Annotated in this window: 27 protein-coding genes; 13 read left to right on the top strand and 14 right to left on the bottom strand. The window is 62.1% G+C overall.

Features of this window, described 5'->3' with window-relative positions:
- Nucleotides 1-103: 103 nt before the first annotated feature.
- From ABAC460_RS30130 to ABAC460_RS30125, 3 genes are all read left to right on the top strand, one after another.
- The gene (locus ABAC460_RS30130) at nucleotides 104-1351 is read left to right on the top strand and encodes an SGNH/GDSL hydrolase family protein (RefSeq protein ID WP_023452335.1); all 1248 of its coding nucleotides are present in this window, start codon (nucleotides 104-106) and stop codon (nucleotides 1349-1351) included.
- A 131-nt stretch (nucleotides 1352-1482) separates the two neighbouring features.
- Nucleotides 1483-1620, top strand: a complete 138-nt coding sequence (locus ABAC460_RS49560; protein ID WP_023452334.1) for a hypothetical protein — start codon at nucleotides 1483-1485, stop codon at nucleotides 1618-1620.
- Nucleotides 1621-1687: 67 nt separating this feature from the next.
- Complete coding sequence (locus ABAC460_RS30125) at nucleotides 1688-2227, top strand: fasciclin domain-containing protein (protein ID WP_023452333.1); 540 nt, start codon at nucleotides 1688-1690, stop codon at nucleotides 2225-2227.
- Nucleotides 2228-2343: 116 nt separating this feature from the next.
- On the opposite strand, the gene ABAC460_RS30120 is transcribed toward ABAC460_RS30125, so the two are convergent.
- From ABAC460_RS30120 to ABAC460_RS30110, 3 genes are all read right to left on the bottom strand, one after another.
- Nucleotides 2344-2838, bottom strand: coding sequence for a hypothetical protein (locus ABAC460_RS30120; RefSeq protein WP_023452332.1), 495 nt, complete (start codon nucleotides 2836-2838; stop codon nucleotides 2344-2346).
- A gap of 100 nt (nucleotides 2839-2938) precedes the next feature.
- Entirely contained in the window at nucleotides 2939-5410 is a 2472-nt protein-coding gene (locus ABAC460_RS30115) for a glycoside hydrolase family 9 protein (protein ID WP_023452331.1), read from the bottom strand.
- 78 nt (nucleotides 5411-5488) lie between these two features.
- Nucleotides 5489-6901, bottom strand: coding sequence for a S41 family peptidase (locus ABAC460_RS30110; protein WP_162150296.1), 1413 nt, complete (start codon nucleotides 6899-6901; stop codon nucleotides 5489-5491).
- Between the two features lie 125 nt (nucleotides 6902-7026).
- Here ABAC460_RS30110 and lepA point away from each other — a divergent pair, with 125 nt between their 5' ends.
- Nucleotides 7027-8829 (top strand): translation elongation factor 4, encoded by a 1803-nt coding sequence (gene lepA / locus ABAC460_RS30105; RefSeq protein WP_023452329.1) that lies wholly within the window; start codon nucleotides 7027-7029, stop codon nucleotides 8827-8829.
- 79 nt (nucleotides 8830-8908) lie between these two features.
- Here the strand turns inward: lepA and ABAC460_RS30100 are convergent, their stop codons facing one another.
- The 8 genes from ABAC460_RS30100 to ABAC460_RS30065 all read right to left on the bottom strand — a co-directional run bounded on the left by ABAC460_RS30100 (nucleotide 8909) and on the right by ABAC460_RS30065 (nucleotide 13405).
- The gene (locus tag ABAC460_RS30100) at nucleotides 8909-9301 is read right to left on the bottom strand and encodes a hypothetical protein (protein ID WP_155914581.1); all 393 of its coding nucleotides are present in this window, start codon (nucleotides 9299-9301) and stop codon (nucleotides 8909-8911) included.
- A 49-nt stretch (nucleotides 9302-9350) separates the two neighbouring features.
- A complete protein-coding gene (locus ABAC460_RS30095) occupies nucleotides 9351-9746 on the bottom strand; it encodes a DUF6491 family protein (RefSeq protein WP_023452327.1) in 396 nt (131 codons plus the stop codon).
- A 12-nt stretch (nucleotides 9747-9758) separates the two neighbouring features.
- Nucleotides 9759-10172 carry a hypothetical protein gene (locus tag ABAC460_RS30090; protein WP_023452326.1) on the bottom strand — a complete coding sequence of 138 codons (414 nt, stop codon included), beginning with the start codon at nucleotides 10170-10172 and terminating at the stop codon, nucleotides 9759-9761.
- Nucleotides 10173-10177: 5 nt separating this feature from the next.
- Nucleotides 10178-10597, bottom strand: a complete 420-nt coding sequence (locus tag ABAC460_RS30085) for a DUF6491 family protein (RefSeq protein WP_023452325.1) — start codon at nucleotides 10595-10597, stop codon at nucleotides 10178-10180.
- A gap of 15 nt (nucleotides 10598-10612) precedes the next feature.
- Nucleotides 10613-11083: a DUF6491 family protein gene (locus ABAC460_RS30080; protein WP_023452324.1), complete on the bottom strand. Its 471-nt coding sequence runs from the start codon at nucleotides 11081-11083 to the stop codon at nucleotides 10613-10615.
- A 75-nt stretch (nucleotides 11084-11158) separates the two neighbouring features.
- Nucleotides 11159-12862, bottom strand: a complete 1704-nt coding sequence (gene mnmD / locus ABAC460_RS30075; protein ID WP_023452323.1) for a tRNA (5-methylaminomethyl-2-thiouridine)(34)-methyltransferase MnmD — start codon at nucleotides 12860-12862, stop codon at nucleotides 11159-11161.
- Complete coding sequence (locus ABAC460_RS30070; protein ID WP_023452322.1) at nucleotides 12862-13128, bottom strand: hypothetical protein; 267 nt, start codon at nucleotides 13126-13128, stop codon at nucleotides 12862-12864. Before ABAC460_RS30070 ends, mnmD begins: the two co-directional genes overlap by 1 nt.
- An 85-nt stretch (nucleotides 13129-13213) precedes the next feature.
- Nucleotides 13214-13405 carry a hypothetical protein gene (locus ABAC460_RS30065; protein WP_023452321.1) on the bottom strand — a complete coding sequence of 64 codons (192 nt, stop codon included), beginning with the start codon at nucleotides 13403-13405 and terminating at the stop codon, nucleotides 13214-13216.
- Nucleotides 13406-13746: 341 nt separating this feature from the next.
- On the opposite strand from ABAC460_RS30065, the gene ABAC460_RS49555 reads away from it, so the two are divergent.
- On the top strand, nucleotides 13747-13908 hold the full coding sequence (locus ABAC460_RS49555) for a hypothetical protein (protein ID WP_023452320.1): 162 nt from the start codon (nucleotides 13747-13749) through the stop codon (nucleotides 13906-13908).
- A 52-nt stretch (nucleotides 13909-13960) separates the two neighbouring features.
- On the opposite strand, the gene motA is transcribed toward ABAC460_RS49555, so the two are convergent.
- Together motA and ABAC460_RS30055 are read right to left on the bottom strand one after the other, a co-directional pair.
- A complete protein-coding gene (motA, locus tag ABAC460_RS30060) occupies nucleotides 13961-14833 on the bottom strand; it encodes a flagellar motor stator protein MotA (protein ID WP_023452319.1) in 873 nt (290 codons plus the stop codon).
- A 240-nt stretch (nucleotides 14834-15073) separates the two neighbouring features.
- A complete protein-coding gene (locus ABAC460_RS30055) occupies nucleotides 15074-16420 on the bottom strand; it encodes a lytic murein transglycosylase (protein WP_023452318.1) in 1347 nt (448 codons plus the stop codon).
- Between the two features lie 222 nt (nucleotides 16421-16642).
- Between ABAC460_RS30055 and ykgO the strand changes: the two genes are divergently transcribed.
- The 7 genes from ykgO to ABAC460_RS30020 all read left to right on the top strand — a co-directional run bounded on the left by ykgO (nucleotide 16643) and on the right by ABAC460_RS30020 (nucleotide 23412).
- On the top strand, nucleotides 16643-16768 hold the full coding sequence (ykgO, locus tag ABAC460_RS30050; protein WP_006274063.1) for a type B 50S ribosomal protein L36: 126 nt from the start codon (nucleotides 16643-16645) through the stop codon (nucleotides 16766-16768).
- 85 nt (nucleotides 16769-16853) lie between these two features.
- Nucleotides 16854-17456 carry an HAD family hydrolase gene (locus ABAC460_RS30045; protein WP_023452317.1) on the top strand — a complete coding sequence of 201 codons (603 nt, stop codon included), beginning with the start codon at nucleotides 16854-16856 and terminating at the stop codon, nucleotides 17454-17456.
- Nucleotides 17457-17556: 100 nt separating this feature from the next.
- Nucleotides 17557-17829, top strand: coding sequence for a DUF2312 domain-containing protein (locus ABAC460_RS30040; protein WP_023452316.1), 273 nt, complete (start codon nucleotides 17557-17559; stop codon nucleotides 17827-17829).
- Between the two features lie 440 nt (nucleotides 17830-18269).
- Nucleotides 18270-18668 carry a hypothetical protein gene (locus ABAC460_RS30035; protein WP_023452315.1) on the top strand — a complete coding sequence of 133 codons (399 nt, stop codon included), beginning with the start codon at nucleotides 18270-18272 and terminating at the stop codon, nucleotides 18666-18668.
- Nucleotides 18655-19620, top strand: a complete 966-nt coding sequence (locus tag ABAC460_RS30030; protein WP_023452314.1) for a hypothetical protein — start codon at nucleotides 18655-18657, stop codon at nucleotides 19618-19620. The genes ABAC460_RS30035 and ABAC460_RS30030 overlap by 14 nt, the downstream gene beginning before the upstream one ends.
- Nucleotides 19621-19689: 69 nt before the next feature.
- The gene (locus ABAC460_RS30025) at nucleotides 19690-21054 is read left to right on the top strand and encodes an MFS transporter (RefSeq protein WP_023452313.1); all 1365 of its coding nucleotides are present in this window, start codon (nucleotides 19690-19692) and stop codon (nucleotides 21052-21054) included.
- 3 nt (nucleotides 21055-21057) lie between these two features.
- Nucleotides 21058-23412, top strand: coding sequence for a GH36-type glycosyl hydrolase domain-containing protein (locus tag ABAC460_RS30020; protein WP_023452312.1), 2355 nt, complete (start codon nucleotides 21058-21060; stop codon nucleotides 23410-23412).
- Here ABAC460_RS30020 and ABAC460_RS30015 read toward each other — a convergent pair.
- Entirely contained in the window at nucleotides 23396-24529 is a 1134-nt protein-coding gene (locus ABAC460_RS30015; RefSeq protein ID WP_023452311.1) for a lactonase family protein, read from the bottom strand. The genes ABAC460_RS30020 and ABAC460_RS30015 overlap by 17 nt on opposite strands.
- A 278-nt stretch (nucleotides 24530-24807) precedes the next feature.
- On the opposite strand from ABAC460_RS30015, the gene ABAC460_RS30010 reads away from it, so the two are divergent.
- A complete protein-coding gene (locus tag ABAC460_RS30010; protein WP_023452310.1) occupies nucleotides 24808-26160 on the top strand; it encodes an MFS transporter in 1353 nt (450 codons plus the stop codon).
- Nucleotide 26161 lies beyond the last annotated feature (1 nt).

Genomic DNA, 26161 nt, shown 5'->3' with positions numbered 1-26161 from the left:
GGAGAGGAAACGCCTCTCCATTTTAGTGCATCTGACCTTGTCACGCCTGGCGACGCGTTTTAAGGTCAGACCAATTTCAACGATAATCGTCACAGGAAATGCCATGCGTCATCTGTGTATCTCCGCCCTCGCGCTTCCCACAGTTCTTTTGGCGGCCTGCCTGGTTCTGGCGCCGCCGGTCCTGGCCAAGGACAAACAACCGCATTGGGTCGCTGCCTGGGGCTCGTCCCAGATGATCGCCGAAGGCAACAACGCCCTGACGCCCGAGCAACTGACCGATGCCACCCTGCGCCAGGTCGTGCGCGTCACCTATCCGGGCCAGTCCTACCGCGTGCGGCTGTCGAACATCTACGGCAAGGAACCTCTGACCGTGGATTCGGTCCGCATCGCCCGCATCGCCACACCCGACACGTCCACCATCGACACCGCCACCACGGCCAAGGTCCTGTTCGGCGGGCGCGACAAGGTCACCATCCCCGCCGGCGCCGACTACCTGTCCGATCCGGTCGCCGTCGATCTGCCGGGCCTCAGCGATGCCGCGATCAGCTTACATATCGCCACCCCGCCCATGGTTCAGACCGGCCATCCCGGCGCCCGCACACCGTCCTACCTGGTCAAGGGCAACCGCGTCGACGACGCCGCTCTGGCCGACGCCACGGTTTTCCAGCGCTGGTACCTGATCTCGGGTCTCGAAGTCGCCGCCAAGCCGAAAACCCGGGCGATCGTCGCTTTCGGCGACTCGATCACCGACGGCTACGGCGTCAAGGACAACCGCAACACCCGTTGGGGCGACGGGCTGATGAAGCGCCTGGCCGCCACCGGCCGCCCCCTGCCCGTGCTCAATGGCGGCATCGGCGGCAACCGCATGCTGCTGGATGGCCTGGGGCCCAACGCCCTGGCGCGCTTCGACCGCGAAGTTCTGTCGCCGCCCAATGTCGGCTATGTCATCCTTCTGGAAGGCGTCAACGACCTGGGGACGCTGACCCGCGACGCGTCGGCGACGCCGGAGGCCCATGCCGACCTGGTGGCCAATGTCACAGCCGGTTATGCACAACTTATCCACAAGGCGCGCAGCCAGGGCATCAAGGTCTACGGCGCCACCGTCATGCCCTATGCCGGCAACACCTATTACCACCCGGAGCCCGTGAGCGAGGCCGACCGCCAGGCGATCAATGCCTGGATTCGGACGCCGGGTAATTTCGACGCGGTGATCGACTTCGACGCCGCCATGCGCGACCCGGCCCAGCCCGACCGGTTACTTCCGGCCTATGACAGCGGCGACCACCTGCACCCCTCTGAAGCGGGCTACAAGGCCATGGCGGACGCCGTACCGCTGGAGCTGTTCAAATAAGGTCAGGGCGAGGTGTCGAACCCTCCCTGCTTCTGCAAAGACATCGTCAAACCGGCATCCCGAACGCATCTCCATGCGTAACCCTTGGGAGGCTTGGCCATACCGGCTGGCCGAAACCGGAGGATGTCACCATGCATCTCGCTTCCCGCCTGCGCGTTACCGCCCTTATCGCCTTCGCCGCCCTGAGCCTCGCCGCCTGCAACACCATGTCCGGCATGAGCGGACCGGCCGAAAACAACCAGAACCCGGCCCATAACCAACACGATTGACCGCTTTTTGATATTCCGGCGGCATATCGATATAGCGCCCAAAGGACGCGGCGTGGTGACGTGAGGCATGAAACTCTTCCTCACCCTCACCGCCTGCGCCCTTTTGGGGGCTTGTGCGACGCCGGGGCCGGTCCAGAACCCTCAGGTCGGCGGCGCCCAGATGTATCCGTCCAAGACCATGATGGCCAACCTGTCGGCGTCGGGCGACCACGACAAACTGGTCGAAGCGGTCAAAACCGCCGGCCTGGTCGGCGACCTGGCCGGCAAGGGGCCTTTCACCCTGTTTGCCCCGACCGATGCCGCCTTCGATGCCCTGCCTGACACGTCGCTCCTGGGCGACAAACCGCGCCTGCAGAAAGTCTTCGACTGCAGCATGGTCACCGGCCTGACCTCGGTGGAACAACTGCAAAAGCTGGTGGTCGATCATGGTGGGAGCTATCGCCTCGACACCATGGGCGGCTGTCCCCTCACCGCTTCGCTCAGCGCAAACGGTGACTTGCTGATCACAAGTGACAGCGGCGTCCAGGCGCGCATCACCACGCCCGACGTCAAACAGGAAAACGGCGTCGTCCATGTGGTCGACGCCGTGCTTGTTCCCAAAATCTAACTTAGACTAGCGGGCCTAAATCTTGACCTTGCTTTGCCCACCCCATTTATGGGGAGGATGGCGCGAAGCGCCGGGCGGGGCACTTGAGTAAGCGTCGAGATCAGAGGCCGTTAGAATTACTGGAAAAGGACGAAATTGACATAGAACGGCGCCATCTTGTCTGGCGACTTGTTCTGCAGGAACAGGGTGTCAATCGGCCCCTTGATCTTCATGCGGCTGAGCGGCACATCCACCCGGCCCCACTGGCCCTTCTGGCACTTGACGTTCATTTCCTGCGACACGACCTTGTCGCCCAACTTGGCCGATAGCTTGAACTCCTGCTTGCCCTCGTCACCGCCATGAACAACGATGGTCAGGGTCTTGTAAGCCGTGGTGTCCACCGGCGTGCCGGTCTGGAAGGTGAAAGCGTTCCACCCCTCCATGGTGAGCTGGACGGGCTTCTGGTCTTCCAGTGGAAACTGCGGCGTGTTCTTCGTCCAGCCGCCGATCCACCAGCCCGGCGCCAGGCCGTCAGCATAGACCAGCAACGGATCAGCCGCCCGGGCGATGCCCGCCATAACGCTCAGCGACGCACCGGTCATCCCGGCCAGACACAGTCTGCGGTTCAACATGAAAATAGCTCCCTGTTTTGTTCCCGCTGTCCCCGAGACCGCGGGAATTCTGATTTTTGAAATTTTAATTATATGACAAAAATCAAAAAACGGAAGTGGGCTATTTTGGGCCTTCTACCAATTTTTGCGCGCGGTGAACCAACTGGATATAGATCGGCGCCTGGCTGATGACATACTCGTTTTCGCCCCACAGGAACGGCCAGTCCTCCTTGTTTTCCGGGAAGTCCGGCTTGAGGATCAGCACGCCCGGCACCACGCCGCCGGCGATAAAACTGAAGTCGGCGCGGTTGTTACCGTAGGCGACCTCCTTCGACACGGTGCCGATACCCGACACGAACGACACGTTCGAACCCGGATGATTACCGTGCAGGAACTCCACCGCTGCCAACACCGATTCGGTGCCGATCAGGTCGGGGAACTGGGTGTTCAGCCAGGCATTGGTCAGCCCGAAGTCGATCACTCGCCCCGATCCGGCCCAGCCGGCTTCGGTGATCGGCACGCCGAACGGATTGGCGGCCGACATCTTCTTGACCTCGGCGGCATAGGCGACGACCGCCGGCCGTACCTTCGCCTTGAAGCCTTTCGGCATATAAGGAATGACCTTGGCGATCAGGTCGGCATTGGGCGGGAAGGCCTTCTCGACCTGCGGCCACAGCGCCTCGATGCGTTTGGCGTATTTCGCGTCCCTGGTGGTGATCAGCAGTTCCACCGCCGCCGTCAGTTCCTCATTAAGGATCGGCCCGCCGGTGGTGTTGCCATGTTGGAAGATGACGGGCGGATGGCTTTGCTCCTCGTCCCACACCCGCGTGGCGATCCCCAGGGCCTTGTCGGCCAGCGGGTCGTCAAACCCGCGCAAAGCCCGCGATGACGCGGCCAGGGCGGCGATCGAACCATAGTTCAACGACGACGACCGGTTGGTGAAGGCCCATCGGTCATCGCGCGTCCCCGAGCGGTTACCCATCACCTCACCCGGCTTCAGCGACGGGTCATAAATCAAGCCATCGGTCTTGGTCACCGCGTCGCCCAGATGGGTGTATTGCGCCACATCGGGCTCGACAATGCCGTTGATGGCGTGGCCGACCGAGTCGAACTGGGCGATTAACTGGATGGCGCCGTGACGGATCTGCTGCAACATGTCGGCCTGGCCGTCCGGCACATGGATGTCGACATAGCGTCGGTCCTGGTCGATCGTCGTCTGGTCACGGTCGATGCCGAACAGCTCCCAGGTTTCGACCAGGCTGCGAACGACGCCGTAATTGGTCTGGGTGCGGATATCGAAGTCGCCGGCATCCAGCCAGCCGCCGACATTCAGCCCCGGTATGTGCTCGAACGGTTTGAACCGCGTGTCGGTCGTGTCCTTCGAGGCATAGAGGTCGATATGGTCCTGGTTCAGCGGCGCCTGAAGCGCATCGTCGCGGTGCGGATCGCCGTGCCAGACGCGATAGGCTTCATTGACGAACATATGGTCCATCTGGACCGGCATGAAGACATCGAGCGTCGGCTGCCACGCCTCAGCATAGATGGCCGGGTCGATACGGAAGGTGCTGGTGCGCTGGCTGCCGTATTCGATGACGTAGAGGCCGGGCTTTGAGACCGACGAGAAGTCGAACGTCCGGTAGTCGTAACGCAGATATTGGCCCCACGGCTTGGTCTCCGCCGTCAGCACGGGCGTAATGGCCCCGTCCGGCGACACCTCCAGCAACCGCGCCGAGGCCGGCGAGGTATCGTTGCGATCCAGCTCGATCACCGCCACCTTCTTGGCATTCGGCGCATAGCCGAGCTGCGAATGCGCGATCATGGCCGGCCGCACCCAATTCGGGTCGCTGTTCGGCGTCACCGTCCAGGAGATGACCGCGCCGGTCTTGCCCGCCGGGATCAGCCCGCGCAGCACATACCATCCGTTCTGGGCTTGGTTGCGGCCGTCATAGAGGTTGATCGGATCGGCGCTGGTCACCGTCACTCGGCGCGTGGCGTCTTCCGGCGCCAAGACGAAGCTGCGACCGCTTGCAAGCGGCAAGGGTTCCGTCTTGCCGTCGGACAGCGTCTTCATCGGCCCGGACGGATACAGCGGGAACCCGCCCCCCTTGGCATCGGCCATATAGCTCTTGCGAAAATAGGCCGACGGCAGGAATTCGAGATTGAACCCGGCCCGCCCCTCCAGCGCCGTCGGCAAAGGCTTATCGAGATTGATGGTGATCTCGACGCCGTCGCCCTTCGGCACGGCGCGCATGACATAGGTGAAGTCGTAAGCAGGATAGGTCAGCGTGGTTTCGATGATGCCGGTAGCGGGATCGAACTTGCGGTCGGACATCTGGCCGATCTCGTCCCACTGGCCCGGCGTCGGCATCAGCCGGACGTCGCCATTGGTGGCGGTGCGCACACCCTGGTGGATGATCTCGACGCCGGAAATCTTGGCGTCGGAAAACAGCCCGTCGTACCAGTTCGAAAACACCATGACATTGACGCCGCGGGTTTCGAAATAGCCCTTGTCATTGAGCTTGAGCGGCTCACTCAGGGCGGGCGCGGCGCACACGAGCGCGCACAGCGCTGACATCAGCACCGGAATACGCATGGAATCCTCTCCTGTATTTTCTTATTGTGATACCGCTACCACGACAGGATTGGCCTGACCAGTCCGATAAGCGATCCGTCACCCCAAATCGGCGATCACCCGCTCCAGAACCGCGTCCCTTCCGGAAGCAATATCCGCCAGCGATGGCTCTACGAACACATCCGGCGCAAGACCTTCGTCCGGACGCGGCGTTTTCGGAAAGGTCCCGATCAGCGGCAGGTCGATTTCCAGCCCGCTGTTGGGCAGACGCACAAAGAAGAAGGCGCCACCATTGATCCCGCGTTGATTACCGCCGGTCGGCTGACCGTACACCCGCGCAAGACCGTGACGCTTGACCAGTGAGATAAACTGGAAGGTTGCGGAACTGTTCTGTGCCGACGACAGGACCACGACCTTGCCCCTGAACCTTGGCCCCTTGGGCGAGATGACGGCGACGCCTTCCTCGTCGTCCTTGAGCCGAAAGAAGCCGTCGCCAAGATCCTCCGCCCCCTCGCCCAGCCGTTCGAACGACCGGTCCCACGTATCCAGGTACGGATTGAGATCGGCCGGGGTCGTCCGGAACCGCACCCGGCGTTCATAGTCAGCGTCCAGAGGCAACGGCGTGTCGATCAGGCGGGCAATGATCTCATGTCCGCAATCGAAGCCGCCCTCATTCTCGCGGATATCGACGATCAGGCCCCGCGCACCCTGAGCGGCCATCTCTTCAAACATGGCGTCAAGCCGCGCCTTCCAGTCCCAAGTGACATCATACAGCGCCCACCCCGGCATGGTCAGCAGGGCGATGCCGGGCTTGGGCCAGGTCAGGGTCCAGTAGTCGGGGACGGTTTCATCATTCCCCGCCGCCATCATCTTTTCGCGTACCGCCTGGCCTATCTTCTCGACGGGCACCTGTCGCCCGGAAAGCCCCAAGGCGAAGACCGGCCGCTCTGACGGAAACAACAGCGGATAGAACACGTCGAAGGTTTCGATACGATCGACACCCTGAACGTTCATCAGGGCATACCGTTTGGCGTCGTTGTTCCCGTCGGCCCGCATATACGGCAGGAGGGCCCGGCGAATCCGGCTGACCGGAACGCCATCGATGGTGAGAATTTCGCTTCCCCGCTTGATCCCCTCCACGCCAAGAGGATTTTCCGTCACAACCATCCGGTCGCCCAGCCACAGGAAATGAAACGGCAGCTTGTTGGCAGGCTCGATAACGCGACGCCGTATCGCTTTGGACTGATTGAAGAAGTTGGCATAGGTGTGGCCGCACTTCACTCGCCCGGCCAGACGCGACAGCGCCAGATACTGCTGCGCCACATCGGCGGGTCGGCGCAGGTCCGCCGCCAGATGATCACAGGCCTCCGCCCAGGCCTGCGGCGTCTGATAGCGGTAAAGTCCTGGATGCAGGGTTTCATAGATCCGGCGCAGCAACGGCAGATCTTCGCGTAGGGCGACAACGTCTCCCGCCCACGCTGGAGCGGCAACCACCGCCGTCAAGGATGCCAAAAGTGTCCGCCTGTGCATGTTCGCGCCCTTGTTTCGCCGACCTGATACGCCCATAACGGTTCAGCGGATTAGCGAGGCATAGCAGGTCTTTCCTTTATATAGCGGATCATGCTATCGCCCGGCGCATGACCGATCTCTCGCTTATCCGTAACTTCTCCATCGTCGCCCATATCGACCACGGCAAGTCCACCCTGTCCGACCGCCTGATTCAACATACCGGCGGCCTCACCGCGCGTGAGATGAAGGAACAGGTGCTCGACAACATGGATATCGAGCGCGAACGCGGCATCACCATCAAGGCCCAGACCGTCCGCCTCAACTACAAGGCCCACGACGGCAAGACCTACGTCCTGAACCTGATGGACACGCCGGGCCATGTCGACTTCGCCTACGAAGTGTCGCGCTCCCTGGCCGCCTGCGAAGGCTCGATCCTGGTCGTCGACGCGTCCCAGGGCGTCGAAGCCCAGACCCTGGCCAATGTCTACCAGGCCATCGACAACAACCATGAGATCGTTCCGGTCCTCAACAAGATCGACCTGCCGGCCGCCGAGCCCGAGCGCGTCCGTGCCCAGATCGAGGACGTCATCGGCATCGACGCCTCCGACGCCGTCCTGGCCTCGGCCAAGTCCGGCCTCGGCATCGAGGACGTGCTGGAAGCCATCGTCACCCGCCTGCCCGCCCCCAAGGGCGACGTCACCGCGCCGCTAAAGGCGCTGCTGGTCGATGCCTGGTACGACGCCTACCTCGGCGTCGTCGTCCTGGTCCGCGTCTTCGACGGCGCCATGAAGCCCGGCCAGCAGGTCAAGCTGATGAATGCCGGCGCCACCTACAAGATCGACAAGCTGGGCGTCTTCTTCCCCAAGGCAACGGATGTCGCCCACCTCGGGCCGGGTGAAATCGGCTTCTTTACCGCCCAGATCAAGGAAGTCTCCGACGCCGCCGTCGGCGACACCATCACCGACGAACGCAAGCCGACCGACAAGGCGCTGACGGGCTTCAAGGAAGTCCAGCCGGTCGTGTTCTGCGGTATCTTCCCGGTCGACGCCGCCGACTTCGAAGACCTGCGCGCCGCCATGGGCCGCCTGCGCCTCAACGACGCCAGCTTCTCGTTCGAAATGGAGACCTCCGCGGCGCTCGGTTTCGGCTTCCGCTGCGGGTTCCTGGGGCTGCTGCACCTGGAAATCATCCAGGAGCGCCTGTCGCGTGAGTTCAATCTCGACCTGATCGCCACCGCGCCGTCAGTCGTCTACAAGATCCACATGAACAAGGGCGAGGTCATCGACCTGCATAACCCGGCCGACATGCCCGACCCGGTCTATATCGAGCATATCGAAGAGCCGTGGATCAAGGCGACCATCTTCTGCCCGGACGACTATCTCGGCGCCATCATCAAGCTGTGCCAGGACCGCCGCGGCATGCAGGTTGACCTGTCCTATGTCGGCACCCGCGCCATGGTGGTCTATAACCTGCCGCTGAACGAAGTCGTGTTCGACTTCTACGACCGCCTGAAGTCGGTGTCGAAAGGCTATGCCAGCTTCGACTATTCGATCGAGGGCTATCGCGAAGGCGACCTGGTCAAGATGTCGATCTTGGTCAATGCCGAGCCTGTCGACGCGCTGTCGATGCTGGTCCACCGCGACCGGGCCGAGATGCGCGGCCGCGGCATGTGCGAGAAGATGAAGGACCTGATCCCCCAGCACATGTTCGTCATTCCGATTCAGGCGGCCATCGGCGGCCGGATCATCGCGCGCGAAACCGTCCGCGCCCTTCGCAAGGACGTGACGGCGAAGTGCTATGGCGGCGACGCCACGCGCAAGAAGAAGCTGCTGGAGAAGCAGAAAGAAGGCAAGAAGCGCATGCGGCAGTTCGGCAAGGTCGACATCCCGCAGGAAGCCTTCATCGCCGCCCTGAAAATGGACAACGACTGACCGGCGAAAGCGAATACTTGCTTCCTTTATCCTCCCCCGCGTTGCCTGCCGGCGAGGCCGGGGGAGGATAAAGCAAATCCTACCACGGCCCCTGATCGGGCGCGAAGCTTTCAGCCTCCTCGCGGCTCATCAGCTTGACGTCCGTCACCCGGCAGGTCAGCCGCACGGGTCCGTCAACATCGACCACATCGGCATCATTCGGACCGCACAGCTGGTAGGTCATATCCTTTAGCTCGACCATCAGCGCTTGCGGATTGCCACGGGCGCACGGTCCGCTCAGGCTCAGGATCGCCACGTGACCGTGATGGTCGCTGACACCGACCGTCCGCTCATCGATGATCCGTGTGTCCTTCATCGGATGGTGGACACAGGCCGGCGCCGCGTCAGCGGGCTTGTCCCGAGCCTGGCTGCCCAGGCCCGCCGCAGCCCCGGCGGCCAAAATCGCCCCGGCGATAATCATCATTCTGTACATGGTTTCCCTCCTCCAAAAGTCCCACAGGACAAAGCCCCCACCAAACACTTTAACGCCTGCGGCGATACTCGGCCGCCCGCTCCGGCGTCAGAGCCTCGACCGAACGGATGATACACCGCGTCGGCATGGTCGTTACGCTCCCCGTCACATCGACATCCAGCGGGTCGCAGATGCGCATGGCCCCGCCATGAAACTCCAGCCCGACCGGCTCAAATGAATTGAACAGACAGGCTCCCGACATGTGCAGCAACACGGCCCGACCGCCCCGGTCGTCGACATACAGCGTCTCATCGTCGATGATCTTGGTCTGGTCCAATGGGCGCGACACGCATTGCCCGGCCGCGACGCGATCACTGCGTTCACCGTCCCCCGCCAGGGTCGCTCCCGTCAAAACAACGACAGCAACACCGGCGCCGGCAAACCCGAAGATCACATTCCGCAACATCTGAACTTCTCCTTACCGCGAATGATAGGCCTTGGCTTCTTCGCGCGTCAGCAACTCCACCGACTTGACCATGCAGCGCAGCGGCACGGCACCGGCCAGCCCGCCGGTGACATTGGCGTCGATCGGCTTGCAGATCTGGCTGGAGCCATAGAACTCGAAGCCCACCGGTTCGCCCTGGCTCAGGCAGCCATTGCTCATATGCAGGATGGCGGCATTGCCGGAGCGATCCTCGATATAGAGGGTCTTGCGGTCGACGATATCGGTCGTTTCCAGCGGCGTCGACACGCAGCGGGCGGTCGGTTTCGCCGTCTCACCGTCTCCGGCCAGTGAGCGCGATGCAGCAAAGGCAAAGGCGGTGCCGACCACGGCGACGCCCAACACCATCGGAAAGGCCCAGCCGATCTTGACCAGTTTTGAAATTGCCATGACTCTTACCCCTTATCCAGTTCGGCCGCTTCCTCGCGGGTGAGCGGCTCAATGCCATTGATCAGACAGCGCGACACCATGTTGCTGGGCGGTTCGTAACGCAGCAGCATCGCGTCGTGCGCGTCGCAGATCTGGTTCGACCCGTTGAACTCAAAGCCGAAGACGGACATGTCATTCATGCTGCGGCACGGACCGCCAACGTCCAGCTTGTACGGATTATCGAAGCGGTCATAGACCAGCAGCGTATTCTGATCGATCACATGGGTGCGGCCGACATTGCGGCCGTCCAGGCAGCGCGGCGTCGCGCGCTCGCTGCGGGCGCCACGATCGTCTTCCCCGGCCTGGGTGGTCGAAACCAGGGTCACGGTCAAAATTCCGGCGGCCAGGCCGGCGACTGAGAAACCGAGGGCTTTGCGGATATTCATCGGGTGTTCCTCTTCTTATCGGTTGCGGTCATCGGACCGTTCGTCGCTGCCGCGTTGCGAACGGCCGCCGCGGACATAGTCTGCCGCCTCTTCGCCTTCCAGGTGACGCATGCTGGTGATCGGGCACGATTGCAGGCCACGCAGCCCGTCATCCCACACGATATCGCCATCGAAGGGACCGCAGATGTCACTGAAGCCGTGGCGCGACCGGATGCCGATCTGGAAGCTGGTATCCAGCCCGATACAGACGCCACCCAAGGTCAGTTCGTAGGCATTGTTGCGATCGGACACGATCACGACCTTATGGTCATTGACCGTGACATAGCTGCGGACAAAGTCGGGGTCGAAGCATTCGCTGCGATTGCGCGTCAATTGGCGGCTGCTGTCGTCCGGACGGGACGAACCGGCATAGGAGACACTGACCGCAGAAATGGCCGCCAACCCCAGGGCGGCGGCGCAGGCGGATACCAGAAGAACGCTTTTCATGTCAGTACCCCTTCTTTGAACGGACGCTACGCCCGCCAAACTGAACGGCGGATGAACACCTTGGTTATACGTCCATTAATCGCGAACAAAGCGCCGGGGATGGATTAAATTTGCCGTTGCCGCACGCAGTGGCGGCGCAAACCCGGTGATACCGGCCACAACCGCCTTGGCCAGCAACGGCGCCAGGCAGAAGCCGCGCGAGCCCAGCCCCGTCAGGACGTGAAGCCCGGGCGCGATTTCGCCCGCCACAGGCAGATGGTCGCGCGTCGTCACCCGCACCGACGCCCGCGACCGCAGATCCCTACCGCCCAGGGTTTCAGCCATCTGCGGCAGAACCTTGGCGAGGTTGATCAGATTGGCCTCGCGCGACTGCGGACGGACCTCGCTGCCGCGGTCGTCACGATCATGGGTGGCGCCAAAAAGCATGCCCTCCGACGTGGGTACGGCATAGCCGCCCCACGCCAGGGCACCGTCCAGCGTCTGACCTGCCGCGATCTCGATCTGCCCCCGTACCGGACGCAGCGCAAAACCGATGTCACGGTCCAGTATGCCCTCGCCACAGGCCAGGACGACCGCGTCGTAGCCACTCAGGTCGTCAGGCAGGCGTTCGCGGATCACCACTTGCCCCGCCAGCATCGTCCGCACGACCTCGACCGGCGCGATGGTAAGCGCCGGCTTCAGGTGCAGCCCCGCCAGGGCAGGCATATTGACCAGAGTGCCGGCCGCAAACGGCGCCAGGTCCCCGGCCACAAATCCGGCCTGCCCTGCGATGCGTTCAAATCGCGCCAGATCGCGGTCCTCCAGGGCGCATTGCCGCACGCCCTGCCCCAGAACCGCACCTGGCGTCCAATGACGATAGAAGGCCGTGGCGTAGGCAAAGGCGTCGGCGAAGAGCGCCGAGATCGCGTTGTCGCCGGCATCCAGGCGCGGCGTGACCAGGGCGGCCGGATTACCCGAGGCACCGCTGCCCGGCGCCGGATCATAGATATCCGCCTCCAGGCCGAACAATCCCGCCTGCCAGGCCAGACAGGCGCCGGCAATCCCGGCCCCGGCAATGGCAATACGTTGTGGCCGGACGCGTGGCGAGGCCTCTCCGCCAAAAACGGCTTCCAGGCGCTCGCGCTTGCGGCCAAAGCCCGGACATTTAGCGACGGTAAAGCCGGCATCCTGCAAACCGCGCCGGACATGGCCGGCGACGGTGAAGGTCGCCAGTCGGGCGCCCGGGTGAACCCGTTCGGCGATCCGCCCGAACACGGCGGGCGACCACATGTCAGGATTGAGCGCGGGCGAAAAGCCGTCGAGAAAGACCGCATCCGCCTTTCCTTGCCACGCGTCGAGCGCTGCATCGACCTCCATCAGGGCGATGGTCACGCTGACCCGCCACTGCGGGAAATCCATATGATGAAAGCCGCGCCTTTTTGTTGGCCACTGGCCGGCGATGGCCTGCGCAAATTGCGCAATTTCGGGCCAGTTTGCGAGCGCAGTCGCCGCCTGATCACGCGCCATCACGAAAGCTTCAACGGTAAAGATATGCAGCCTGCCGGGGCATCCCGAGCGCGTCCACAATTCCAGTGCGGCAGCGATATTCAACCCTGTGCCGAAGCCCAGTTCCAGGATCGTGAAGTCGGTACTTTCGGCCCAGGCCTGGCCCAGATGGCAACCGTCCAGGAAAACCGCGCGGCTTTCCGCCAGGCCGTCCTGGGGCGAATAATAGATGTCACCGAAGCGCGCCGACCGCGGCGTACCGTCTTCGGCAAAATAGACATCAGTTTCCGTCACTAATGATGGTCTGCCGGTTTGGCGGCCGGCGCAGCCGAACCTGAGGGCGGCGCAGGCGCGGCGGCAGATGCAGATCCGGCTTCAACAGCCACGGGTTCGGCGGCAGCAGCGGCTTCCAGGGCGGCCTGGGCATCGGCGCTGGCGGCATCCATCGGCATGTCGGCTGGGGCTTCGGCCTCAGCTTCGGCGTGGCCGTCCTCGGCCTTTTCGCCGCACGCGCCCAGGGACAGGGTCGCAATTATCAGGGGAATCAGAATCGGGCGCATGATATCTCCTACCCCAGGATTGCGGCACGAAAAAGGGCCGCACCTGAGGTGCGGCCCTTCATCATATCGCCCTGAGGCGAATAGATTAGTGCGAAGCAGCAACCGAAGCTTCGACCGAAGCGGCCGAGACTTCAGCCGAGGCTTCGACGGCCATTTCCGAGGTGGCTTCCGAAGCGGCGGCTTCGGCTTCAGTGGCCTTCGGCTGGCAAGCGGCGACGGACAGCGAAGCAGCGGCAACAGCGGCGATCAGGGCGACGCGGACGATTTTGGAGGTCATGATCAGATCCTTAATTCTAACGTTAGAGCGTCAGGACCTTGAAGCCTACGCCCACGGATCGAGTCATACTCAAAACGCCTGAGTCCCGCAAGTGCTATTTCACAAAACTGTGATCGAAGATGCGATTGTGATCGCCTTTTTCAACAGAAAGGATGAAAACGGGCCTGTCCAAAACCCGCAGAGACGACGTCGGCGGGCGAAATGCCCCCTTCGCGCCCCGCGCACCACCATGATTCCGCAACGAAGGTCTTCGTATATGCGCCCACAGGCAGGGAAACAGGGCATGAAACGGTGGGTGATTCTCGCAGGCGTTGCAGGATGGAGTCTGGCGGGCGCCGCGTATGCCGCCACACCGACGGTCCGCCTGGCGCGTTAATCTGTCCAACAGCGACAATGTCACCTACTTTTTCACGCCCTATGTAGAAGGTCTGACGGTTTCCAGACAGCCGACGGTTTCGACGGCGAAACCGGCCGCATCGAAATGGATGCGGCCGGCGACCTGAAAGGCACTTTGGGAATCTGTCGGCTGAACGCAGACCTTCAGCTCATCCTGGACTAGGCCGCTTCGGCCGGGATATTATTAAGCGCCTCTTCCATTTCCAGGAACGAAGGCTGCGACGGGCTGGGGATGGAACCACGGCCGATTTCGACCGATATCTGAGCGGCGTTGCCGTGCAGGTGGGCAACCAGGACCGACTGGATGATCTTGTAGAAAGCGCCCTCTTCCTCGACCACGGAGGACATGCGCGAGGCGAACGGACCGACCAGGCCATAGGCCAGGAAGACGCCCAGGAAGGTACCGACCAGAGCGCCGCCGATCATGGCGCCGAGGACTTCCGGCGGCTCGGTGATCGAGCCCATGGTCTTGATAACCCCCAGAACGGCGGCGACGATCCCCAGCGCCGGCAGGGCGTCGGCCATGTTCTGCAGGGCGTGGGCGGGATGCAGCGCTTCGTGATGGTGCTTTTCGAGCTGCTTTTCCATGGCGTCTTCGACCTGGTGCGGGTCTTCCAGGTTCATGGTCATCATGCGCAGGGTGTCACAGATAAAATCGACCGCGAAATGGTCTTTCACGATCTTCGGAAAACGCTTGAAGATACTGGAATCGTGAGGCTTTTCGATGTGGCTTTCCAGTGCGATGACACCTTTCGACTTCATCGTCTTGGTCAGCAGGAACAGCAGCGACAGCAGATCGCGATAGTCGGAGGCCTTCCATTTCGGGCCGCCGAACACCTTGCCCATGCCGCCCCCCATGCCTTTCAGCGTGGTTAGCGAGTTGGAGATCAGGGTCGCGGCAACGGCGGCGCCGCCGATGGCCATGAGTTCGTGGGGCGCCGCTTCGATGATCGGCGCGAAGTTACCCCCGGACAGCATGTAGCTGCCGAACACCATGGCGAAGAGGAGGACGATACCGATGATCTGAAACATAGAGGGCCCACGAACGATTCTTTGGGCTCACTATCGTGGTTAATCCTTAAGGGCCGGTTTCCTTAACCGTGAATCTTCACCGTCGGGGGATCAGAATTGTACCACGGACCACACGGACCACACGGACTTTCAATCGGTTCTGCCCCCCGCCGCGCAGCGGCAGTCGATAGACAAGGCCGCTGCGCGGCGTCAGAACGGCCTCAATGTCCGTGTGGTCTGTGTGGTCCGTGGTAAAAAAACCTACGAAGGCGGGGTTGCCGGCGTACCACCCTGCATCACCACGAATCGGTTGGCCAACTCGAAGCTGAGATAACCGTCGGCCACCTCGCCACGCGCCTTTTGCCAATCGCGAATCGCCTGGCGCGTCTTGACCCCGATCACGCCGTCGACCGTGCCGATATCATAGCCGGCCGCCTTCAGCGCCTCCTGGGTCTTCTTGCGTTGCTCCAGGCTCAGCGGCGGCTCGGTCGGCCACGGCGTCTTCAGCGCCGGCTTGCCCGCGATCAGGTCGGCGATCAACCCGACGGCCAAAGCATAACTGGTCGAATTGTTGTATTTGCGGATGACATAGTGGTTCGGCAGCGCGAGAAAGGCCGGGCCCTTCGCCCCCGACGGCAGCAGCAGGGTGGTTTGCTCGCCCTGCTCGGTCGGACGCCAGTAACCGCCATCGGCGCGCTTGACACCCAGCGCCGCCCATTCGGCCGGCGTCTTTTTCACCGTCTCGCCGAGATAATAGTCGAAACCGGCCGGCAGGATGACTTCCACCGCCCAATCCTGGTCGGGCTTCCACCCGGCCTTGGCCAACAGGTTGGCCGACGACGCCAGGGCGTCCGAATCCGACTTCCAGATATCGACGATGCCGTCATTATCGCCGTCGGCGCCCAGCCTGATGTAGTTATCCGGCAGGAACTGGGTCTGACCCATGGCCCCGGCCCACGAGCCTTTCAGGGTGTCGCGACCGATCTTGTGGTCGCGCAATATGGTCAGGCAGGCGATGAGCTCATCCTCGGCCCATACCCGGCGCCGGCCGTCATAGGCCAGGGTCGCCAGGGCCGAAATGACATCGATATTGCCCTGAACCCGGCCGAGATCGCTTTCCATGGTCCAGATGCCGCCCAGCAGATGCGCCGGCACCCCGAACCTGGTCACGATCGCCGATACATTGGTATTGGCGTCCAGCCGGGTCCGCGCCGCCGCGGCGCGGGTCGGGCTGACCGCCTGACGCATATAGGAACTGGCCGGCTTGGAGAATTCCGGCTGCTGGTTGTCGGATGACAGGACGTTCGACAGCGGCTGGACGTTTTCCAGCACCTGCGACGTGAACACCGGGTCAAAGCCGCGCGACGCCGCCTTGCTGATGAAGTTCTGCTTCCACTGGTCGAAATTGGCGTAGGTGATGGCCGGAACCGGCGCGGGTGCAGGTTCGGCCGCGGCAGGCGCCGATGACGCCGAGCTCGAAGACGCCGGCGCGGGCTCTCCCGCGGCGACGGGCGGCGCGACCGGCGCTTGCGGCATCGGCGCAGGCGGCTGTGTGTCCGTGGCGCAGGCGCTCAACAGGGCGAACAGGCTGACATAACGAAGACGCATAAGAGCTCCCGAGGTTTGAGGCCTATTTACCCCGATTGCGATTCCCTTTCCAAGGCTTTAAAGGCCACAGCCGCGATGAAAATACCGCCCGGTAGAGGAAATTCTGATTTCACCCTGCTTTATCGCGTTGACAAAATTGAGGCGCTCTTCTAGAAGCCACCGCTCTTGTCACGCCGCGTCCATCGCCAGGCGGACATAACACATTCATTTTCGGGTAGAACCATGAAAGTCCGCAGCTCGCTCAAGTCGCTCAAGGGTCGCCATCGCGACTGCAAGATCGTGCGCCGCAAAGGCGTCGTCTATGTGATCAACAAGACGGATCCGCGCTTCAAGGCCAAGCAAGGCTAAGCCTTAGGCTCTTCGCTTTCATTAGCTGAAACGAACGCTTGAAGTCATTGGATTTCGAGCGTTTTTTCATGTCGGGATGAGATTTATGGTTAAGGCCGTTCTGTTCGATATCGGCAATGTCATCATCACCTGGCACGCCTCCAATCTCTATAACCGGATGATTGAAGACCCGGTCCGCCGCGCCTTTGTGCTGGAGACCGTGGTGCCCATGTCGTGGCACGCGGCCCACGATGCCGGCGTCACCTTTGCCGACAACCGCAAGGAACGCCTGCTGGCCCACCCCGACTATACGGCGGAGATTCTGGCCTTCGACGAACGGTTCGAAGACATGCTGGGCGATCTGGTGCCCGAAACCATCGCTGTCCTTGAAGAGCTGCACAAAAAAGACGTGCCCTTGTACGCCCTGACCAACATGCCGGCCGAAAAATCCGCCATGGTCTTCTCGCACAGCCCGGTCTTCAGCTATTTCCGCGACATCATCATCTCCGGCGCGGAAAGGGTGATCAAGCCCGATCCCGTCATCTACGACATCACCCTGCGCCGCCTCGGCCTGCCGGCGGAAGAGATCTTCTTCACCGACGACAGCGCCATCAATATTGACGTCGCCCGTAGCAAAGGCTTTGTCACGCACCTGTTCCAGGACCCGAAAGCCCTGCGCCCGGCCCTGGTCGCCGCCGGCGTCCTGTAATTGTCCACAGGCGATCGGGCTTCTTAACAAACTGGGCGTTGAGGTCGCGAATCACCTTGGCTATGGTTAAGCCCAACCTTTCAGTATCGGGACTATTGCCATGGCCGACGACGCCGCCTCCATCACTTCCAACGACGTTATCACCGGCGCCGCCCAGACCCGCCTGCGCACTATTATCGAGCGCATCGAGCGTTTGGAAGAAGACAAGGCCGTAATCGCCAACGACATCAAGGAAGTCTATTCCGAAGCCAAGGGCGAAGGTTTCGACGTCAAGATCCTGCGCAAGGTCGTGTCGATCCGCAAGAAGGACAAGCTGAAGCGCGAGGAAGAAGAGGCCATCCTGGAGCTCTACATGTCGGCTATCGGCATGTAATCTAATAACCGAATTCCGGTCACGGCGCTGCCGGCGCGAAGCGCCTTCATTCCCAAAACAGATGAAGGTTTGTTCGGGCCGTTCAACACCCTGAATTCCGTGTTTTCAGTGTCGCCGCGCAGCGGCCTCCGTGTGGTCCGTGTTCCCCTTCTTCGCTTCAGAAGGCTTTTGGCCAGCCGGCCTGCCTCTGACATTTAAGAGGAACACGGAAACCACTGAAGCGCCGCCGATGGCGGCGTGCACTGAACACACGGAATTAATGGCTTCAACTCAGCCGGAATACGACCGATAAACTCATGGAATGAAGGCACTTCTCGCGGGCGGCACCGTAACCGGAATTCCGTTTCTTGCCGACTTTTTCCGTGTGTTCCGTCGTTTGCTTCCACCCATCTTACCGATAATGCCTTGACGCACCGGCGCCGGATGCTCAAATCTGAGCCATGGCCTTCACCTCCAAACCCGGAAAGCCGCTCCAGCGCACCACGATGCCGCAGACAAAGACGGCCCTGAAGACCTCTGGCATGAAACAGGGCGGCGGGATGAACACCGCCCCGCCCTCACCGGCCGAACAGCGCAAGGCGCAACAGAAATCCCTACAAAAGGCCACCCTGCGCGCGCTGGAAAAGGCACGCCAAGACGCCGCCAGTTCAGGCATCGAGCTGTCACCCTGGGAAAGCGACTTCATCGACGGCGTATCCGAAAGAGTCAAAACCTATGGCCGCGCCTTCGCCGATCCCGACAAGGGCGCCGTGAACGGTACCCTGTCCCTGCGCCAAGGCGTAAAACTCAAGGAAATCCGCAAGAAAGCGCGAAAGGCCAAACCCGATGCTGAGACGTAGCCTTCTCGCCGCCCTGACCGCGCTAGCCCTGCTACCGCTTCGCGCCCTGGCCGCCACACGACCGCAAAAACAGGTCCTGGCCTTCTACTACGGCTGGTACCGGACGAAAGGCGCCCAGGCGCACTGGCAAAATCCCGGTTCGCCCAACACCCCGGTCACCGGCCCCTATGACAGCCAGGACGACGCCGTCATCGCCCGTCACGTCCAACAGGCCAGCAACAACGGCATTACCGGCTTTATCGCCTCATGGTGGGGACCAGGTGATCCCACCGATCAACAATTGCCGAAACTCCTGGACGCTGCGGCAAAGACGAATCTCAAGGTCTGCGCCTATATCGAAAACGCCGCCACACCCCAGGTCCTGGCCGACCAGGTCCTGTACCTGCACAGCCACTATACCCACCATAAGCAATGGTTGATGCTCGATGGCCGCCCGGTGATCTTCCTCTACGATCGTGTGCTGCAAACCCTTGGCCTGGAAGGCTGGAAACAGGCCCGGGCGCTGATCGGCAACAAGGCCCTGGCTTTTATCGCCACGGGCAATGGCCGCAATCAGATCAACGAACGCGCCCCCTATGTCGATGGCGTCCACATCTACGACATGGCCTATTACCTCGCTCAGGATCATGGCGTCGAATGGCTGTGGCGGCGCCAGTTCTACAAGGGCTGGGTCGGCTATCAGGCCGGCCTGAAGGTCAGGACCGCCACCATCCTTCCGGGCTTCGACGATCGCCTGGTCCCCGACAGACCGAAACCGCGCCCGGTGATTGACCGTGACAAGGGCAAACTGTTTCGCAGCCTGTGGGATGCCGCCATTGCCGCCGATCCGGACTGGATCCTGATAGTCTCGTTCAACGAATGGCACGAGGCCTCCGAAATCGAGCCGTCGCAGCAGAACGGTGACCGCGAACTGCTGACCTGCCGGCAGAAAAGCGCTCGCTTTTTAAGGTGACGGCGCTGGCCAAACCGGCCCGGCGCTGCTAACACCTTACGATAACGATATAACAAAACGGTTGGGAAGATGACGCAAACGACGCACAGCGGCGGCAAGCCTTCGTGGCTGGAACGCATATCCTACGGCTTCGGTGATTTCGGGTTCAACCTGTACTGGGCGACCATCTCGTCCTATCTGCTGTTCTTCTACACCGACAGTTTCGGCATTCCGACCGCCGCCGCCGGCACCATGCTGCTGGTGACCAAGTTGATCGATGCCTGTGTCGACCCGGTCATGGGCGCCGTCGCCGACCGCACCAAGTCGAAATGGGGCCGCTTTCGCCCGTGGCTGCTGTGGGGTAGCCTGCCGCTGGCCATTTTCGGCGTCATTACCTTTATCACGCCCGACCTGTCGCTGAACGGCAAGCTGATCTATGCCGCCGCAACCTTCGGCACCCTGGGGGCGCTTTATTCCGTCGGCAACATCCCCTACGGCGCCCTGTCCGGCGTCCTGACCAACGACCCGCAAATCCGCACCCAGATTAACAGCTTCCGTTTCGTCGGCGGCTTCCTGGGCACAACCTTCGTCAACTATTTCACACTGAAATTCGTTGCCTGGTTCGATAAACAGGGCGTGGTCGACGGCTGGCCCGCCACCATGGCCCTGTACGGCGTCCTGGCCTGTTTCCTGTTCGCCATCCTGGCCCTGGTGACGCGTGAGCGCGTGCAGCCGGTGTCGGAAGCGCCCGTCAGTCCGTTTAAAGACCTGGGCGACCTGATCGGCAACCGTCCCTGGGTGATCCTGTTTGCCCTGGCCCTGGTAATCATGGTGACCATCAGTACCCGCGCCGGCGCCAGCGCCTACTACATCAAATACTATGTCGGCGGCGATAAGGACGATATCGGCGCCTTCCTGACCATTTACGGCGTGGCCTTGGCGACGGGATCGCTGATCACGCCGGTCCTGACGCGCTTTATCGACAAGAAACGGCTGCTGATCATCCTGATGACCCTGGTCGGGCTGCTGTCCTGCGCCTTCTATTTCGTGCCCAAGGACAATATCACCCTGATGTACGGCCTGCAGGCCGCCATCGGCCTGTGCCTGGGGCCCAAATCGCCCCTGACCTTCTCCATGTATGCCGACGCGGCCGACTACAACGAACATAAGACCGGCCGCCGCGCCACCGGCATGACCTTCGCCGCTGCCAGCTTCTCGCAGAAGATGGGTGCGGCCCTGGCCTCGGCGGTGATCGCCTGGGTCCTGGCCTCGATGGGTTACCAGCCCAACCAGGTCCAGAGCAACGCCTCCCAGGAAGGCATCGTCCTGCTGATGAGCGTGGTGCCCGGCGCCATCGCCTTTGCGTCGGTCTTCATCCTGTTCCTCTACAACCTCAACGACGCCAAGCTGAAGACCATCCAGGCCGACCTGGAAGCTCGCAAGGCCCAGAACTAAGTCATGTCTCTGATCGATTTCGAAACCCGGCTGTGCCGTCTCAACAGCCCGATCGCCCTTCCCTTGGCCGCAGGCTATCTGTGGAACAAACGGATGATGATCCACATGAATGCGCGCGGCTACGCCACCGCCCAGTTCATGCAGCCCGAGCCGTCCAAATACGCCCGCGCCCAGATCCTGGAGCAGAAGCATTTCATGCTGCCGGAACAGGGCACCTACGCCCACCATCCCGGCCGCTTCTTCTACCTGAAGGACCGCGACACCGGCGACCTGCGTTCGGCGCCCTATGAGCCGGCCCGCAGCCCCTGGGACCGTTTTGCCTTCGAGGTCAAACCCGATAGCATCGGCTGGGTGCTGGAACAGGCCGGCCTGCGGCTTGAACTCGACCTCCTCCTGCCGGTCGACGACGCTGTCGAACTTTGGCAACTGCGGCTGATCAACCATGGATCGCCGCGCCGTCTGAGCCTCTACCCCGCCTTTCCGCTCGGCCTGATGAGTTGGATGAGCCAGTCGGCCGCCTTCGACGCCGGTCTGAACGCCATCGTCGGCGATTGCGTCACGCCCTACCAAAAGGTCGCCGACTACTTCAAAAACAAGAACCTGAAAGACAAGGTCTTCCTGCTGAGCGAACAGACGCCGGTGGCCTTCGAGACCCGCCAACGCCCGTTCGAAGGCGAAGGCGGCCTGCACCGCCCGGACGCCATCACCGCGGATCGCCTGAGCGGCGGCATTGCCCGCTATGAAAATCCGATCGCAGCCCTGCAATTTGACCACGACCTGGCGCCCGGCGACACGGTCACCCACCGCTTCCTGTTCGGTCCGGCTTTCAACGCCGCCGAGATCCAGCGGCTAAAAGACACCTGGCTGTCGGCCGAAGGTTTCGAACGCGCCCGCACCGACTACGCCGCCTACATGGCCCAGGGCCGGGGGTCGCTCAATATTGATTTCGGCGACGAACACCTGACCACCTTCGTCAACACCTGGCTGCCACGCCAGGTCTATTACCACGGCGACACCAACCGGCTGACCACGGATCCGCAGACGCGCAACTTCCTTCAGGACGCGCTTGGCAACGTCTATGTACGACCGGAAGCGGCCCGCGCCACCCTGCTCAAAGCCTTGTCGCAACAGCATGCCAACGGTTCCATGCCCGACGGCATCACCCTGTATGACGGGGCGGAACTGAAATACATCAACCAGGTTCCGCACACCGATCACTGCGTCTGGCTGCCCATGCTGCTGGAAGCCTATCTCGACGAAACCGACGACTACGCCGTCCTCGACGCAGTGGTGAAGGACCAGGAGACCGGTGCCGAAAAAACCGTCCGCGACCGCGTTTCCTGGGCCATGCAATGGTTGATCGAAAAAGTCGACCATCGCGGCCTTAGCTTCATCGAGCAGGGCGACTGGAACGACCCGATGAACATGGTCGGCTGGAAAGGCCTGGGCGTGTCCGGCTGGCTGACCATCGCCACCGCCTACGGCTTGAAACTCTGGACGCAGATCCTTATCCGCGACGGCCGCGACGCCACCGAATTCGAAGCCGCTGCACTGCAATTCCGCGATACCGCCAATACCCACCTGTGGGACGGCGACTGGTACGGCCGCGGCATCACCGACGACGGCGTCATCTTCGGGGTCAAGGCCGACGGCGAAGGCCGCATCTATCTCAACCCGCAAAGCTTCGCCCTTATGGCCGGGGTTGCGGGTGACGCCAAAAAACCCTTGATGATCAAGGCGATCGAAGAACAGCTTGAGACGCCCTACGGCGTCGAAATGATCGCCCCGGCCTATACCCACATGCGTGAGGATGTCGGCCGCCTGACCCAGAAGTTCCCCGGCGTTGCCGAAAACGGCTCGGTCTATAACCACGCCGCCGCCTTCTACATCTACAGCCTCTATCAGGTCGGTGAAGGCGACAAGGCCTTCGAACTACTGCGAAAAATGCTGGTCGGGCCCAACGACGCCGACTATCTGCGCCGCGGCCAGATGCCGGTCTTCGTACCCAACTACTATCGTGGCGCCCACCGCCAATTCCCGGACGCCTCGGGCCGGTCGTCGCACCTGTTTAACACCGGCACCGCATCCTGGATCTATCGCAGCGTCATCGAGGGCCTCTTCGGCGTCAAAGGCAGCCGCGAAGGCCTGCGGATCACCCCGCAACTTCCGTCGCAATGGCCCCAGGCCCGCGTCACGCGCCACTTCCGCGGCGCGGTTTTCGACATCGACATTCGCAGCGACGACGCCGCAACCCAGACCATCGTCACCTGCCCGGAAGCAACGGTTGACGGCGATCTGATCCGCGGTTTTGAGGCCGGAAAAACCTATAAGATCGAAGTGGTTACACCGCGCCGATAAAGACCGGACGCGGCACGGCGACCTTCTGGTTCTTCGGTGTCAAGGTACCGTCATCATTGAGTGTGAAGACGACGATATCGTTGCTGCGCTGATGGGCGACAATCACGCGCTTCTGGGCTTCGTACAAAGCAAAGAAGCGCGGCCAGTCTCCCAGGGTCGGCGCGATCTGCAGCAGCTTCAGCGCGCCAGAACCGTCGGTTTCGAACACGGCAATGCTGTGATGGCCGCGGTTGGAGGCGTAGACCCGCGTTCCGGCGGCATTGACGGCGATATGGGCGGCCTGGCTCTTGCCGGCAAAATCAGCCGGCAGCAGCGGCGCCTGCTGAATCTCCGTAAAGCTGCCATCGGCATTTTTCTTAAGGCTGATCAACAGGTTGTTGAGTTCGGTGACCAGGAAAGCCACCTGGCCATTCGGATGAAAGGCCAGATGGCGCGGTCCTGATCCCGCAGGCGCCTGGAAGGCCACGACCTGATCACCGACCGTCTTTTGAGCCGCATCATAGCCGTAAGCCAGGACCTGATCGGTCCCCAGATCGACGCTGTAAATGTGCTCCTGATCCGGCGAAAACTGTACCCAATGGGCGTGCGGCGCTTCCTGACGGTCCTTGTTCGGCCCCGAACCGCTGTTCTTGCGATTGGCGATCGGCGCCCCCAGTTCACCCTTGTCGCTCAACGGATAGACCACGACATTGCCGCCACCGTAATTGGCGACCGCCAGGACGCTCTCGTCTTTCGACAATGCGGCATAGCACGGCGACGAACCTTGCGACGACTGTTCACTGGTCAAGGTCCACGCGCCGTCGGCTACCGTCCAGGCGCCAACCTTGCCGTCGTCCTTCTCGTTGAGCAGATAGTGCCGCTTGTGTTTCGCGCTATACGCCCCGAACGAGACGTTTTCGACCTGCGCCGCCGGCTGCCCGATCGTCCAGGTGTCGGCCGACGCGCTGTAGCTCAGCGGATAGACGCCCTTGGCATCGTCGCCATTATAGGTGCCGACAAACAGGTTCAAATCAGCCACAGCCGCCGTCGCCTTTGTCGTCTTCGCGCAGGCCGATGCGGAGGCCATGGCCAGGGCACTGACCATCATGGTGCGGCGGTTCAAAACGGACTTTGTCATCGGCTTTCCTCTCAATCTTTTGCCCTAGTCGTAGCCAGCTTGAGACGGCCCCGCCACACATTTCTCATCGACGCACCCCGTTTTACAAACGTCAGTCCAATCGATTGCACAACCGGTACGCGTGAAAAATTCAGTAAACCTATGATTTTTCAAACGATAACACGTCATAACTCGCGTAAAACGACGCCTGTTTTACGGTTTCCTCATACAGTTCCGCGATAGTCCATTTTCGGAGTGGGCGAACCAGTATGGCGATAGTAGCATCAACCAGGCCCGGCGTGGGCGCATATCAGCGGGTCGGCACGGTCGAGACCGTGAGCTACAGCCTGGGCGATATCGGCTTTAACCTCTATTGGGCGCCGATGACAGCCTTTTTGATGCTGTACCTGACCGACGTGGTGGGCCTCAGTGCCGCCGCCGTGGGCGGGTTGCTGGTCGCCATGCGCATCAGCAGCGCCGTGGCTGAGCCGGTCTTCGCCGCGATCGCCGACCGCACCCGCACAGCCTACGGCCGCTACCGTCCCTGGTTCCTCTGGCTGTCCCTGCCCCTGGCCGCGTCAGGTGTCCTGGCCTTTTCCACCGCCAGCTTCACCGAAGAAACCCGTCTCCCCGCCGTCTATATCAGCTTCTGTCTTCTCAACCTGATCTATACCGCCATCATGGTGCCGTATAACGCCATGTCCGGCGCCCTGACGCCCGATTCCGGCCAGCGCGAATACCTGATGAGCGCCCGTTTTGGCGGCGGCTTCCTGGCCATGGTCTTCCTCACCTGGCTGACCCCCAAGCTGGTCGGCTTCACCGGCCCGGGCCAGGAGGCCCTGGGCTGGCAGTTCGCCATGACGGTGTTCGGCGTCCTGGCGGCCGGCGTCTTCATCAACCTGTTCCTCAACACCCACGAACGCTTTACGCCGCAGTCAGCGCCACACGCGAATCCCCTGCGCGACGTCGGCGACCTGTTCACCTGCCGCCCCTGGGTGGCGCTGTTTCTGCTCGGTTTCGTCCAGATGGCGGCCTTTGCCTTGCACACCGGCGTGGCGCCCTACTACATCAAATACTATGTCGGCGATCCCGACCTGGTCACCGGTTTCACCATGCTGTTCGGCCTGGGCCTGGCGGCCGGCGCCGCCACCACCTCGACCCTGACGCGCTGGCTGACCCGGCGCAGCCTGATCGCCGTCATGCTGGGTATTGTTGCCGCCTCCAGCCTGGGCCTCTACCTGGCGCCGCGCGACCAGTTGGGCCTGATCCTCTTCTGCCAATTGCTGGGCGGCCTGGCCCTGGGTCCGATTTGGGCCATCACCATGGCCATGTATGCCGATGTCGCCGATTTCAACGCCTGGCGCACCGGCAAGACCGCGACGGCCATGACCTTTTCGTTGCTGATGGTGGCGCGCAAGATCGGCGCCGCCATTGCGGTCGCCCTGATCGCCTGGGCCCTGACGGCGGAAGGCTATACCGCCAATACCGCGGCCTCGGGCGCCTTGCTGGACCATATCCGGATCCTGATCGGCGTGGTGCCGGCCGGCATGGCAGCCCTGGGCGCGCTCATCATCGGCTTCTACGACCTGAAGGCGGACCAGGTGATCCGCGTCCAGGCCGAAATCGCCGGCGGCATCAAGAACGAAGCCTAAT

This window comes from Asticcacaulis sp. AC460 (assembly GCF_000495795.1).
GTDB lineage: Bacteria > Pseudomonadota > Alphaproteobacteria > Caulobacterales > Caulobacteraceae > Asticcacaulis.
This window is presented reverse-complemented; position numbering and strand designations above follow the sequence as displayed.